Raw genomic sequence first — 13,266 nt, forward strand, 5'->3', positions numbered from 1 at the left:
ATATACTTATACAAATAAAAAAAAGCGCAACACACTCATTATGAAACACGTTGCGCTTGGTGTCAATTCAACACTTTTAGTATTCTTTTATTATTTGACAAATTTCACACATTCTTCTTAAGTTTTGACCGGACCAAGCAGCATTTTTAACTCTTCCGTATTCACTTCTGTAAACCAATCATTACTTTGTAAGAATTCTACTTGATTAAAAGATACGATATCAGACGGTGATACTGCAAAAATAGTGGCGATAATTTCATGTATGCGTAGTTGTTCAATATTTTTCCTGCGCCATTTTTTTTCTACACAATAGCGCCATAGTTCTTCTGCTGTAATCGCATTGTATTGATAATATTTAAACTCTTCCATCTTACTATCAATTGCAGGACGGATTTTTTCAAATAGTTGCTCATGCTGCATACTCATTTTGAATCATCTCCAATCAAAGTCGTATCGTGAGACAAGTTTGCATACAAATAGTGTAAATGAATTTTTGTGGCTTGAGAAGGGACGGATGGCATGAGTTCTTTTGTACGTGGTACACTATTTTTAATGTTCGTGATTTTTTTATCGAAACTCTTTGGCTTCTTTTATAGAATGCAATTTATGCGTATCGCTGGTGAAGAGGCGGTCGGCATTTATATGACCGTCTATCCGGCGTTCATTTTCTTCATCTCACTCATTCAACTTGGACTACCTATCGCTGTGGCAAAAATTGTAGCAGAGTTATTAGCAAAAAACAAACGCGAAGGCATCTATGGTGTTATGCGTACGGCTATCCTTTGGTCATTTATTGGAATGATCGTCTTTATGCCGATTGTTGCACTAACTATACCATATATATCGACTACGCTTTTACATAATGAACAAACTACAGTTACGCTTTGGATTGCACTCTTTGCTGTACCAGTGTCAGTTGGCTCTGGATTATTACGCGCTTATTTACAGGGTATTGCCAAAATCACACCAACAGCTTGGGCTCAAATGATTGAACAAATTATCCGTATTAGCTTCATCACTTTAACGCTGCCTTATGTGGCTGCCTATAATAATGCTGCCGTTACAGCAGCCTCTGCTATGGGTATTACGCTTCTAGCTGAAGTCGTTGCTTTCTTATATTTGTGGATGCATTATATAGTCTCAAAGAAAAAATTATTGACACGAAAAAACAAAATAGAGGCTTATCCTGCCTCCCCGATGTTACGAATTGCTCTTCCTTCTGCTGGAAGCAAACTGTTCGGATCTTTTACTTGGTTTTTAGAACCTATCATTTTTTTAAAGGCGTTAACTATGGCTGGATTGACAGCTTCAGCAGCAACCATTCTATACGGGGTTATTTCGGGTGTACTAGTCCCTCTATTATTATTCCCGGCTTTTGTGTCTGCAGCGCTTTCAATCGTCCTTATACCAGCTGTTAGTGATGCCGTTGCCCGTCAGCATATACCGCTCCTACAGGAACGTATTTCTGTATCATTACGACTATCTTCCTTAGTAGGTTGTGTTGCTGCTACGTACTTTTTCGTTCATGGTGACGAAATAGCTATGAAGCTCTTTCATTTACAAGAAAATCGAGGTTATGTGAAAATATTAGCTCCCATTTTTTACTTTTATTATATTCAAAGTCCTTTGCATTCGATTTTACAAGCAATTGGTGAGGCCCGTGCCGCGATGATGAACTCCATTTACGGTGGTCTTGGCAAGCTATTTGTCATGTTCGTGCTCGCCTCCCAGCCTGGTATACAGGAAAAAGGTGCCGTTGTGGCAATTGGCTTTGGTGTGTTACTGACTTCGTTTATGCATATTGCAACAGTAAGACAACGTAAAAATTTACGTGCAGGTTTTAGAATGTTTATTGTTCCATATAGCTGTTTTATTGCTGTTTGTGTAACCCAGTATTTTCTGATGCAAATAATGCCATTGCCATTAATTTTAAGTAGCTGTGTAACCTTGTTTTTACTATTTACATTCTTACTAGTTTCCAATCAATTACGCATAACTGATTTGCGCTACCTTCGTAAGTTGGCAAAAAAAGTTTAAGATTCTTTCAGCTGGATATGTAGCCGATCTTCCTCCCAAACACAAAAAAATACAGTGTTACTATCCGTAATATTATTTTTAGCAAGCTCTGCCATTAACCAATCACCATCTTTATGCAATACCTTTAAATGCCTATCCTGAATATCACCGTCGATAATCAGCGGGTAAACAAATGCCTTTTCATCTTTTTGGTATACGGACAGATTGCCAGATGGCTCTAAATAGGCATAAGCAATATCTGTAACGGAAGCATTTCCATTTTCACGTAATTGTTGACACAAATCATCTAGATTATAGCGTTGCTTGCGCATTTCACTTTCTAAAATAACACCGTCTCTTATAAGCAATACCGGATCACCATCAACCAGATCACGGAATTTTTTATTTTTGAGTGAAATATATGCTGTTGTTATTTGAATGAAAAACAATATGATGATTGGGAAAATCACTTTAAATAAAGGACTTTCGAAATCATCAAGTGCAAACGCAGCAACCTCAGCCATTAAAATGGATACAACTAAATCAATTACAGATAATTCGCCGACTTCACGTTTACCCATTAAACGAAAAATTATTAGGATAAACACATATAAAAAGCATGTTCTAAAAATAATCGTTAAATATTCTTCCATATAGTCACCCCCATACTATTCAAGGTGACCTTACTCATCGTTTTTTATACAGGATGATGTTATACCTTAACTTTGATTTTTTAACATTTATCGTCTTCGAAAATTTTTCTTATGATTGATTTTATTTTGCATGCTAATCTTTAAGCAAACCGAGTTTTCAATTAAGTCACAACCTAAAAAATGCACGAACAACTTTAACAAAATAACACTCTTTTGCTTATAATAGGGAAATGATGCTGTGAACTTTCGTAAATCAAAAGAATAAACCTTAGTTGTTTGTATACAATAAAAGGAGCTATAATTCCTGCTTTTCAAAATGGCAAAAAAAAATTCGGACAATTATCAAGGACATTTCATGATGCTCACCCAACAATAATGTAGTTATTGTATCAATTATGCCTCGGCATAATTGCCGCTGTCGCTTCGCTTTCGCGCAGATAAACAATGCGTCCGGAAATCGGCTTTGTGCTTAGGCCTGCACGAGGGCCGACACGATGTCGGTCATTTCGGTAATGCCACAGGACGTGGCGTTTTTAGACTGAGTTCCTCTACTTCAGCGGGTGTTTGGACATCCGCTGAAAAGCAGCTTAAATCCGTATTCATCTCATCACCTATAGAGGTGGGAGACTTCTGCTGAAAGAAGTTAAAGGTCACCTCTTATACTTCCGTATTTAGTAAATGATCCACTATTTTCCGATTCAAGAAAAAATGAAAACAAGGTGAGAAAATGAAAAGGATAGTAATTTTTCTAGTTACTGTTGTTATTGTTGCTTCTAGTATATTGCTCATTAAACCTTACCCTATTTATGGATATAAAAATGAGAAGATTCCAGTTCTAATGTACCACCATTTGGATAAAAGCATAAATAATAATACAGTCATTTCCCCAGAGAATTTCGAAAATCAAATTAAAACGCTTAAAGAGAATGGGTACAATTCGATTACAGCCCAAGAATTATATAATTACTTGAACGGTAAAACAGAATTGCCTAAAAATCCGGTGTTAATAACTTTTGACGATGGTTATTTAAGCAACTATGAAAAAGCTTATCCAATTTTGAAAAAATACAAAATGCATGCAGAAATCTTTGTTATCGCCAGTCATATCTTAGAAAAAGGCGGAAAGAATGAATATCCAAACGAAATTCCCAAAATGAATTGGGATCAATTAAAAGAAATGAAAGATTATATCACCATTCAAAGCCATACTTGGAATTCACATTATAAATTACAGTCATTCAGCGGTGGAATGAAAGGTGCCATATATGGTCGTAGTTACATTAATGGAAAACTAGAAAAACAAGAAGAGTACGAAGAAAGGGTTAAAAAAGATTTTATTCTTTCCAGGAAAATTATTGAAGAAAAGTTAGGATATGAACCAATTGCTCTTAGCTATCCCTTCGGAACAAATTCTGAAGATGCAATGAAATTAGCGAAAAATGTTGGATTTAAAATGGCTTTTGTTATTAAAAATAAAGGTGTTTCTATGGGCGATAATGTATATGCTTTAAGCAGAATAACGGTAAATGGTAATGAAACGGGAGCAGAATTAATGAAGAAATTAAGAAACGGCGGCAATTGAAAAGAGAAAATCGTGTATCGAGCTTAAAAAAAGACTTACAACTAATGTAAGTCTTTTTCTCATTATTATTTTAATTGGTCGGCATTTACTACTCGTCCAATTGCTTGACGGTCAAATTTAACGCGCACATTGTCTGCAATTTTTATTGTCACAGTTGTGTCCTCAATTGAGTCAATCTCACCATGTAAGCCACCGATTGTAATCACTTTATCTCCACGTTGCAAATTACCTTGCATATTTTGCGTTTGCTGCTGTCTCTTTTTAGCAGGGCGGATTAAAATAAACCACATTGCAACGAACATGATTAAAATCATGATTAAGCCAGAATATTGTTCCATCATTCTTGCCCCCTTTCCAATTCTTTATTAGTATAGACTATTCCACCATAAAAAAGCGACGGACAAGCCCAAAATTTTTCTATATTACTAATATTTTTTCTAAGATAGACATATTTTTGCTAGAAATATTCAAATTCCACACAAATTCACATGATTTTTTTCCTAAATATTAGAAGTTCTTTGCATTTGGTCCATTAAAGCCATATTTCTCGAAAAATTCTTCTCGGAAATCACCAAGACGGTCTTCTCGGATTGCTTCACGCACTTGTTCCATTAGCTTCAATAGGAAGTGTAAGTTATGGTAAGTTGTTAAACGAATACCAAACGTTTCTTCCGTACGAATTAGATGACGAATATATGCGCGTGAATAGTTTTTACATGTATAGCAATCGCAGTTTGGATCAATTGGTCCGAAATCACGTGCATATTTCGCATTTTTTACAACTAAACGACCTTCAGATGTCATTAATGTGCCATTACGGGCAATACGTGTCGGTAATACACAGTCAAACATATCAATGCCTCGAATAGCACCATCTATCAATGAATCAGGTGAACCTACACCCATTAAGTAACGTGGTTTATTTGTTGGCATTAGTGGTGTTGTAAATTCTAATACTCGGTTCATAATATCCTTAGGCTCACCAACAGATAGCCCTCCAATTGCATAACCTGGGAAATCTAGCTCTACTAATGCTTCTGCAGAACGACGGCGTAATTCCTCGTATTCTCCCCCTTGAATAATACCGAATAGACCTTGTTCTTCTGGACGTTTATGTGCCTCTTTACAACGTTTAGCCCAACGTGTTGTACGGTCTACTGATTGCAGCATATAGTCATATGTCGCAGGGAAAGGTGGACATTCATCAAAAGCCATCATAATATCCGAACCTAAATCATTTTGAATTTCCATCGCCTTTTCTGGACTTAAAAACAATTTGTCCCCATTCAAATGATTGCGGAAATGAACCCCTTCTTCTTCGATTTTACGGAATTGACTAAGTGAAAACACTTGGAAACCACCTGAATCTGTTAAAATCGGGCGATCCCAGTTCATAAATTTATGCAAGCCCCCTGCTTCCTTAACAATATCATTACCAGGTCGTAGCCATAAATGATACGTATTTGACAGAATAATGCCTGCATTCATTTCCTTTAATTCCTCAGGCGACATTGTTTTAACAGTTGCTTGTGTACCAACAGGCATAAATGCTGGCGTCTCGAAAGAGCCATGTGGTGTATGCACGATGCCAAGTCGTGCTCCAGTTTGTTTACAAGTATGAAGTAGCTCATACCGAATTGCTGGTTGTGTCATATTATAAAAATCCCTCTCTTATCTAAAGTAAAAACAGTACTCCGATTTTTTCTTTATTCGCCTTTTGGACGAATAAACATAGCATCACCAAAGCTAAAGAAACGATATTTTTCTTCTACAGCTTGTTGATATGCACTTAAAATTGTTTCTTTTGTTGCAAGCGTACTAACAAGCATGACAAGAGTAGACTTTGGTAAATGGAAGTTTGTGATTAAACCATCCACCACAGTAAATTCATATCCCGGATAAATGAAAATAGACGTCCACCCTTGTTCTGCTCGTACTTCGCCTCCATATTTAGAGCCGATAGTTTCTAAAGTACGTGTAGAGGTTGTACCAACTGCAATCACTTTTCCACCATTACTCTTTACTCGGTTTATGATAGATGCGGTTTCTTCCGTTACACTATAAAATTCAGAATGCATTTCGTGATTTTCAATTGAATCTACACTTACAGGACGGAAAGTTCCAAGTCCCACATGTAAAGTGATAAATACAACTTCGACCCCTTTTGCTTTCACCTGCTCTAGTAATTCTTCTGTAAAATGCAGGCCTGCGGTTGGTGCTGCTGCTGAGCCGCGCTCTTTTGCATAAACGGTTTGGTAGCGATCCTTGTCCTCTAATTTTTCGCGAATATATGGAGGTAGTGGCATCTCACCAAGCTGCTCTAAAATTTCATAAAAAATTCCGTTATATTTAAACTCAAATGTACGTCCACCATGATCAAGCTCTCCTGTACAAGTAGCTGTCAGTAAGCCATCTCCAAATGTTACAACTGTGCCGACTTTTACACGCTTAGCTGGTTTAACAAGTGTTTCCCATTCATCCGTACCTGCCATTTGCTTTAATAGTAGTACCTCTATATGAGCACCCGTTTCCTCTTTTACACCCATTAAACGCGCTGGTAATACCCTTGTATCATTTAACACAAGACAGTCTCCAGCTTGTAGCTCATCTAAAATATGAGCAAAATGGTGATGCTCGACATTTGTTGAGCCTGGCGTCACTACCATTAATCGACTAGCTGTACGGTCTAAAAGTGGTGTTTGTGCAATAAGTTCTTCTGGCAATTCAAAATCAAAATCTTCTACACGCATGAAAATACTTCCTTCTTCTAGGTTTGTTGGGGATATTCATATCCAAAATGTTCGTAGGCTAAATGTGTTGCCACACGTCCACGTGGCGTCCGTTGGATAAAGCCGATTTGCATCAAATATGGCTCGTACACATCCTCAATCGTAACGCGTTCTTCGCCAATAGATGCTGCCAACGTATCTAAGCCTACTGGGCCACCGCGGAAGCGCTCAATCATATTGGTCACGAGTTTATGGTCAATATGGTCAAGCCCTCTAGGATCGACTTGTAATAGCTCAAGCGCTTGCTTAGCAAGTCCCTCCGTTATCATACCATCTCCAAGCACCTGTGCATAATCTCGTACTCGTTTTAGCAGACGGTTAGCAATACGGGGTGTACCACGCGAGCGCGTTGCCATTTCCAGTGCTGCTATCCGTTCAATATCAACATCAAATAAATGCGCACTACGTACAACAATTTCTGCAAGTGAAGTATGATCATAATACTCCAATCTTAATAATACGCCAAAGCGATCCCTTAAAGGTGCTGATAATGCACCTGCTCTTGTTGTTGCACCAACGAGTGTAAATGGCGGTAAATCAAGTCGTACAGAACGCGCTTCAGGGCCTTTACCAACGACAATATCTAAACAAAAATCCTCCATGGCAGGATAAAGCACCTCTTCAATTGCACGAGGCAGGCGATGTATTTCATCGATAAATAGCACATCCCCTGGCTCCAGTGAGCTTAAAATAGCTGCTAAATCGCCAGGACGTTCGATTGCAGGGCCGCTAGTCATGCGCACATTGACATTCATTTCATTAGCAATGACAGCAGCTAATGTAGTTTTCCCAAGTCCGGGTGGTCCATATAACAGCACATGATCTAAACTTTCCTGACGAAGCTTTGCCGCTTCAATGAAAATTTGTAAATTCTCCTTTACCTTATGTTGACCAATGTATTGTGCTAATCTTTGTGGGCGTAAAGATAATTCAAAATGTTCATCATAGCTACCTGACTCACTAGCCATCATACGTTCAGACATGTACTTTCCCCCCTTTCACTATTTTAACTTTAATAGTAATTGTAAAGCTTGTTTCATAAATGCATCTGTTGTTTCAAGCTTGTCGTTATCTTCGAGCTGTGGACGTATTTTTTCTAGTTCTTTTTCAGAATAACCAAGTGCCATTAAGGCAAGAATAGCTTCTTCAAGCTCATGTTTATATGGATTCACACCAAATAACGGTAGCTCATCTTCTGTACTTGGTAGCTCAATAGATTCTAACAATCCGCCAAGTTTACCTTTTAAATCTAGAATCATTTGACGTGCCGTTTTCTTACCCACACCAGGAAACTTTACTAAAAACGATTCATCCTCTCGTTCAATGGCACTGATAACCTGTTGCGGATTCCCAGTAGCTAAAATAGCAAGTGCACCCTTTGGTCCAATTCCTGACACTAAAATAAGTTTACGAAACAGCTCTCGTTGGTCTAAATTTGGAAAGCCATATAACACTTGTGCGTCCTCGCGCACATGCAAATGTACATATATTTGCTGTTCAAGAGCTGATGTCCTGAACACAAATGGATTAGGTGTATTCAGCTGCCAACCTATTCCTTGTTGTTCAAGGACGATATACTCAGGAGTTATACGCTTTATTTGTCCTTTTAAATAATCATACATTCTATAATCCCTCACAATCATCGTCTTCGATTATAGCATATTGCGAACGAATGCTCGACTATAACAAATGCGCTAAAGCGCTCGTTTACATCCGACAAGCGCTGGAGAGCCCGAAGCAAAAGTAAGCGATCCACCACTTTTGCCCGAGGGATCGAAGCGACCTCGAGGATGTAGCGCTTTAGCCTAGACGAAAACTATGCTCTTGGTTATCCACAATTAAAAACCTATAATTTCCTTAACATTTAGAAATAGCACAAGTAGTCGTTCACAGACAAAAATGACCGCCGAAAGACGGTCATTTCTTTATCATTTTATCAATATCGTACCACAGTTTTGGCCAATATGTGAGAGCTCGTTTTGTAAATGGCACTAAATAATCTATAAATACCAGCTGTTGATCTAAAGGTAAATCTACTGCAAAAAGCCATTCACGTAATAGCTCATTTGGATATTTTAAACGATGTAGCTTTCTTTTATCTAATCGTTTCATCTCTGGTAGCTCTGCAAATATTTTACCAAGGTCATAATTTACAGCTGGCAGTACACGATGCAACCATAAAATATATTCATCATCCGCTTCTCCAAGGTGAGCCAAATCAAAATCGATTAAACGCAATTCTCCATCTGAGCACCATAAGAAATTATGATGTACGACATCTCCATGTAAAAGTGTTATTTCTTTTTCAGGTACATCTTCCTGCGCGATTAGTTGTAACGATTTCTCACTATAATGTAAAATTTGATCGATTTCTTCTTTTGTTAAAAATGCACGAAACTCTTTCCGTCTGCTTTTAAAACGCATATGACGCATTTGCCATTTTAAAAGCTGTGAATAGGTGTGCAAGCCTGGCACACGCTGCCAAGCAATTTTTTTATGTGTATCATGTAACATATTTAATAATTTAAGTGATTCCTTCCGATCTTTTTTACGAGCAAAATTAGCACCATGACTTCCCTCTTGCCAATCTTGCACAATTAAATACTCGTCATCACTTTTCATTACAGGTAAGATCAACGAGGGTTCTAGATATCCAAGCTGTCGATGAATAACCCTCACCTTTTCTGCTATTTCTATCTGCTTTGCCCGTTTTACAAAATAATTATTGGATTGATATTTATACTTCCAAATATTCGGCTTTACTTCTTCAATGATAAACGCTTTTTCACCATCGATAAGGCGTCATCCCGCCTGGGTAAAAGTGCGGTGACATCCATGGCATATGGCAATGTGATGGACATGGCATTGGGCATGGTGGCGGACATGGTGGTGGACAGAAACATTGGTCCATTTGCCAATTTGGCATCATGACTGGTTGTGCATGACAACCACAGGGCTGTTCCATTTCCGGCATAGCCTCAAATTCAGGTTTCATAGGGAAGAATGGAGATGTACTAGATTCTAAGAAATCCCCCATCCCAGCAACTTTTTCGCATCCCATATCACATGATGTTGGTTGCTCCGGCATTGTATATTGCGGCTCCATTTGCGGCTCCATTGGCATATGCATCGGCATTGGCCAATACATATGATGATGCACTGGTTGATGGCAGCTTGCACAATGTGGTACTGCTGGCATTTGTGGCATGATAAAAATCGGTTGCGGCATTGGCATTGGCATTGGCATTGGTGCTGGCGCCGGTTGGGCTATAGGTTGTGGTTGTGGTTGTGGTTGAATTTGAATTGGTGATACAGTTTGCTCTACACTTGGCATGACAACGTTTTGATTCCAGCTAAGCTCAACAGGCGCTGGCTGAGGCATCGGCATCGGCATTGGCATTGGATAAGGAATTGGAATCATCTGTGGTTCAGGCATTGGTGGTGGTGGTACAATAATTGGTGGTGGCATTGGTCTCTGAACCTCTTTTTCTTTAACATGCCTTGTAGGTGACTCCTTATGCATATGTTCCTTGTGCCCCTCTTTATGTGGTTCCCTATGTCCTTCTCTATGCCCCCCCTCTCTATGTCCGTCTCTATGCATTCCCCAATCTGTTTCTCGATGATGTTCTCTATGTGGTTCTCTATGTGGTTCTCTATGTGGTTCTCTATGTGGTTCTTTGTTTATTTTTTCAGGTAGGATAATTTCCATGCCCGGTACAATATAATCTGGGTTAGCGAGATGGGCATTAAGCCGCTTTAAATCTTCAAACGAAACTCCGTACTCTTTCGCAATCTTCCACAACGTGTCTCCCTTTTGGACAATATGAATACGCAATTTTTTCCTCCCTTCCTCTCTCCGTATCATATGTTCAATGTTCCATTTGGATACAAAAAATTCACCCATGTTAGAAAGGCTTCATGGTACACTAGTTTTTAAGGAAAACTGCTTCCTTTATTACAAGCAGAGGTGATCTCTTATGAAAAAAATGTTAGGCGAAGAACGCCGACTGCAACTTCTAGCACAACTAAAAAACAGCACAGCACCTATAACAGGGACGGACTTAGCTAAATTCGCTAATGTTTCTAGACAAGTCATTGTCAATGATATGACATTATTAAAGGCTAGAAATGAACCTATTATTGCTACTAGCCAAGGATATCTTTATATGCATCAGGAACAAATACAGCAAACTGTTGAACGTACAATTCCTTGCTTCCATACTGCAGAGAATGCAGAAGATGAACTTATAACTATAGTTGATTGCGGTGGTACAGTAAAAAATGTTATTGTTGAACATCCTATTTACGGAGAAATTACTGCATCGATTATGGTCTCTAACCGTCATGAGGTAAAAAAATTTATTGAACGTGTTAACGAAACACAGGCAAGTTATTTATCCGAACTAACAGGTGGTACACATCTTCATGTTATTTCTGCGCCTTCTGTTGAAATTTTAGATTTAATTGAGCTTACTTTACAAAAAAAAGGCTATTTAGTTGTAGATCAATAATTCAACAAATCCAACTTCTATAATATGTAAAATCAAATAATTGGATTCATAGCTGCTAGCCTTCACGGAGACTAGTAGCTTTCTGTTCATTCATGAGGTATTTAAAGACATCCACTAGAGGCTTTAACTTCTTTTTAAACATTGCCGCTTTCGCACAAGAAATATCTGTTGCCCCAATCGGCTTATCGCACGCCCCCAGCACCAGTCAGAACAGAAATCACCCCTACGTTATGATCTTATGCATATGAATTAGCTTTTTCAATTTTCTCTAAAAAAAGAGCTATCCATTTATATTGGATAGCTTCAGAATTAGAGAAATCTTCTTCGTTGAGAAGGTGTTGGCAATAAACATTTTTCTTTTCGTCCAAAAAGACGATATCTATTTTTAGCAAATAGTCGATACATTATATTTCGTATAGATGGAGGAATAAGAATGAAAACATAGCAGACAGGCCAAAAACTATTTAATCTCCTACAGATTTTAAGTGCTGCTGTAGATTCAAAATAGACCTTCCCATGCTCAATTAAAATGACAGTATCTATATTTTCTGGTATTTCGTATTGTGCAAGTAACGCCTGCCCTGCATCACTCTGGATGGATGCAAATTGGAAATATGCTACCTGATCATATTTGATAATAAATTGCACACTGCTATCACAAAAATTGCACACGCCATCAAATAAAATAACGCCGCCCATATTGATTCCTCCTAGCCAAGACGACATTGATTACTCGTCTGCTGTTCGATAAGTAAAGTATGTACCAAGCGACTTCACCTTGCAACCCAGTGCAGCTAGTTCTTCCATAGCCCCGCGCATCATAGGCTCCTTTTCATCCGCTAAAACATCAATCATAAAGAAATAATCACCTAAGCCCGTTTTTAATGGACGTGATTCGATCTTACTTAAATTTAGCTGTCGCCATGCGAATACCGATAATACTTGATGTAACGCACCTGAACGATCTGTTGGCAATGTAATCATGAAAGTTGTCTTTGCCTGTCCATCTGATAATTCTTGCGGTAATCGTTTATTTTGCTTAGATAATACGAAGAAGCGTGTATGGTTAAAATGAAAATCATGAATATTAGATTGAACGATTTCTAAGCCATATTTATCCGCTGCTGCTGCATTTCCAACTGCAGCAATGCACTCGTTAGGATTTTCAGATACAAATTTTGCCGCTGCTGCTGTTGATGTCGTTTGATGTAACGGAGCATGACTGAAACGATAAAATAAATATTTATGACATTGGGCTAGAGCATGTGGATGTGAGTAAACTCCTATTATTGACTCCCAATTGTCCTTCTGCGCTTTATTGACCATTAAATGCTGCTGTATTTTTAACTGGAGCTCACCTGTAACATATAAGGTCGCCTCATGAAATAAATAATCAAGCGTTAACGATACTGATCCTTCTAAAGCATTTTCCAGTGGTACAACTGCTAAATCTACCTTCCCCTTTGCTACCGCCTCAATACATTCTGGAATTGTAGAACAAGGGACAAGCCACTCATTCGGAAAGGTTGCCTTTGTTGCTAAGTATGTAAATGATGCCTCAGGTCCTAAATATCCTATTCGTTTTTCCCATTGTTGCTCTGTCATTACATTTCCTCCTGTTCATGGTTTGATTTGATTGGCTCACCATCAAAACGTAGGGTTGATTTCCGTTTCGACTGGGCGCTTTCCTAAGGGCGTCAGGCTAACAGATGTTT

14 protein-coding genes are annotated in these 13,266 nt (G+C 38.4%); 3 read left to right on the plus strand and 11 right to left on the minus strand.

The window, feature by feature from the left end; genetic code table 11:
* Positions 1-117: 117 nt before the first annotated feature.
* On the minus strand, positions 118-426 hold the full coding sequence (locus ACQKN2_RS07135; protein ID WP_427414361.1) for a post-transcriptional regulator: 309 nt from the start codon (positions 424-426) through the stop codon (positions 118-120).
* Between the two features lie 93 nt (positions 427-519).
* On the opposite strand from ACQKN2_RS07135, the gene ACQKN2_RS07140 reads away from it, so the two are divergent.
* Positions 520-2,037 carry a putative polysaccharide biosynthesis protein gene (locus tag ACQKN2_RS07140; protein ID WP_427414362.1) on the plus strand — a complete coding sequence of 506 codons (1,518 nt, stop codon included), beginning with the start codon at positions 520-522 and terminating at the stop codon, positions 2,035-2,037.
* Here ACQKN2_RS07140 and ACQKN2_RS07145 read toward each other — a convergent pair.
* Positions 2,034-2,669, minus strand: a complete 636-nt coding sequence (locus ACQKN2_RS07145; RefSeq protein WP_323647565.1) for a DUF421 domain-containing protein — start codon at positions 2,667-2,669, stop codon at positions 2,034-2,036. The two genes, ACQKN2_RS07140 and ACQKN2_RS07145, sit on opposite strands and share 4 nt — an antisense overlap.
* 727 nt (positions 2,670-3,396) lie before the next feature.
* Here ACQKN2_RS07145 and ACQKN2_RS07150 point away from each other — a divergent pair.
* Positions 3,397-4,251 carry a polysaccharide deacetylase family protein gene (locus ACQKN2_RS07150; RefSeq protein WP_427414363.1) on the plus strand — a complete coding sequence of 285 codons (855 nt, stop codon included), beginning with the start codon at positions 3,397-3,399 and terminating at the stop codon, positions 4,249-4,251.
* Between the two features lie 65 nt (positions 4,252-4,316).
* Here the strand turns inward: ACQKN2_RS07150 and yajC are convergent, their stop codons facing one another.
* The 7 genes from yajC to ACQKN2_RS07185 all read right to left on the minus strand — a co-directional run bounded on the left by yajC (position 4,317) and on the right by ACQKN2_RS07185 (position 10,875).
* Positions 4,317-4,589 carry a preprotein translocase subunit YajC gene (gene yajC, locus ACQKN2_RS07155; protein ID WP_427414466.1) on the minus strand — a complete coding sequence of 91 codons (273 nt, stop codon included), beginning with the start codon at positions 4,587-4,589 and terminating at the stop codon, positions 4,317-4,319.
* A 169-nt stretch (positions 4,590-4,758) separates the two neighbouring features.
* A complete protein-coding gene (tgt, locus tag ACQKN2_RS07160) occupies positions 4,759-5,904 on the minus strand; it encodes a tRNA guanosine(34) transglycosylase Tgt (protein WP_323647571.1) in 1,146 nt (381 codons plus the stop codon).
* 53 nt (positions 5,905-5,957) lie between these two features.
* Positions 5,958-7,001: a tRNA preQ1(34) S-adenosylmethionine ribosyltransferase-isomerase QueA gene (gene queA / locus ACQKN2_RS07165; RefSeq protein WP_386845414.1), complete on the minus strand. Its 1,044-nt coding sequence runs from the start codon at positions 6,999-7,001 to the stop codon at positions 5,958-5,960.
* A gap of 17 nt (positions 7,002-7,018) precedes the next feature.
* Positions 7,019-8,023 (minus strand): Holliday junction branch migration DNA helicase RuvB, encoded by a 1,005-nt coding sequence (gene ruvB, locus ACQKN2_RS07170; RefSeq protein WP_427414364.1) that lies wholly within the window; start codon positions 8,021-8,023, stop codon positions 7,019-7,021.
* A gap of 18 nt (positions 8,024-8,041) precedes the next feature.
* Positions 8,042-8,662, minus strand: coding sequence for a Holliday junction branch migration protein RuvA (ruvA, locus tag ACQKN2_RS07175; RefSeq protein WP_323647576.1), 621 nt, complete (start codon positions 8,660-8,662; stop codon positions 8,042-8,044).
* Positions 8,663-8,957: 295 nt separating this feature from the next.
* On the minus strand, positions 8,958-9,836 hold the full coding sequence (locus ACQKN2_RS07180) for a phosphotransferase (protein ID WP_323647696.1): 879 nt from the start codon (positions 9,834-9,836) through the stop codon (positions 8,958-8,960).
* Positions 9,826-10,875 carry a LysM peptidoglycan-binding domain-containing protein gene (locus ACQKN2_RS07185; RefSeq protein ID WP_427414365.1) on the minus strand — a complete coding sequence of 350 codons (1,050 nt, stop codon included), beginning with the start codon at positions 10,873-10,875 and terminating at the stop codon, positions 9,826-9,828. Before ACQKN2_RS07185 ends, ACQKN2_RS07180 begins: the two co-directional genes overlap by 11 nt.
* A 142-nt stretch (positions 10,876-11,017) precedes the next feature.
* On the opposite strand from ACQKN2_RS07185, the gene ACQKN2_RS07190 reads away from it, so the two are divergent.
* Positions 11,018-11,551 (plus strand): transcription repressor NadR, encoded by a 534-nt coding sequence (locus tag ACQKN2_RS07190; RefSeq protein WP_427414366.1) that lies wholly within the window; start codon positions 11,018-11,020, stop codon positions 11,549-11,551.
* 309 nt (positions 11,552-11,860) lie between these two features.
* Here ACQKN2_RS07190 and ACQKN2_RS07195 read toward each other — a convergent pair whose 3' ends face one another.
* Positions 11,861-12,250, minus strand: coding sequence for a thiol-disulfide oxidoreductase DCC family protein (locus tag ACQKN2_RS07195; RefSeq protein ID WP_427414367.1), 390 nt, complete (start codon positions 12,248-12,250; stop codon positions 11,861-11,863).
* Positions 12,251-12,280: 30 nt separating this feature from the next.
* On the minus strand, positions 12,281-13,156 hold the full coding sequence (gene pheA / locus ACQKN2_RS07200; protein WP_427414368.1) for a prephenate dehydratase: 876 nt from the start codon (positions 13,154-13,156) through the stop codon (positions 12,281-12,283).
* Positions 13,157-13,266: the final 110 nt, after the last annotated feature.

Source organism: Lysinibacillus sp. NPDC093688, assembly GCF_050280145.1.
Classification (GTDB): Bacteria; Bacillota; Bacilli; order Bacillales_A; family Planococcaceae; genus Lysinibacillus; species Lysinibacillus xylanilyticus_B.

Coding starts and splice junctions, on each gene's coding strand:
- ACQKN2_RS07135 (WP_427414361.1), bottom strand. CDS start 426: ATGAGTATGCAGCATGAGCAACTATTTGAAAAAATCCGTCCTGCAATT.
- ACQKN2_RS07140 (WP_427414362.1), top strand. CDS start 520: ATGAGTTCTTTTGTACGTGGTACACTATTTTTAATGTTCGTGATTTTT.
- ACQKN2_RS07145 (WP_323647565.1), bottom strand. CDS start 2,669: ATGGAAGAATATTTAACGATTATTTTTAGAACATGCTTTTTATATGTG.
- ACQKN2_RS07150 (WP_427414363.1), top strand. CDS start 3,397: ATGAAAAGGATAGTAATTTTTCTAGTTACTGTTGTTATTGTTGCTTCT.
- yajC (WP_427414466.1), bottom strand. CDS start 4,589: ATGGAACAATATTCTGGCTTAATCATGATTTTAATCATGTTCGTTGCA.
- tgt (WP_323647571.1), bottom strand. CDS start 5,904: ATGACACAACCAGCAATTCGGTATGAGCTACTTCATACTTGTAAACAA.
- queA (WP_386845414.1), bottom strand. CDS start 7,001: ATGCGTGTAGAAGATTTTGATTTTGAATTGCCAGAAGAACTTATTGCA.
- ruvB (WP_427414364.1), bottom strand. CDS start 8,023: ATGTCTGAACGTATGATGGCTAGTGAGTCAGGTAGCTATGATGAACAT.
- ruvA (WP_323647576.1), bottom strand. CDS start 8,662: ATGTATGATTATTTAAAAGGACAAATAAAGCGTATAACTCCTGAGTAT.
- ACQKN2_RS07190 (WP_427414366.1), top strand. CDS start 11,018: ATGAAAAAAATGTTAGGCGAAGAACGCCGACTGCAACTTCTAGCACAA.
- ACQKN2_RS07195 (WP_427414367.1), bottom strand. CDS start 12,250: ATGGGCGGCGTTATTTTATTTGATGGCGTGTGCAATTTTTGTGATAGC.
- pheA (WP_427414368.1), bottom strand. CDS start 13,156: ATGACAGAGCAACAATGGGAAAAACGAATAGGATATTTAGGACCTGAG.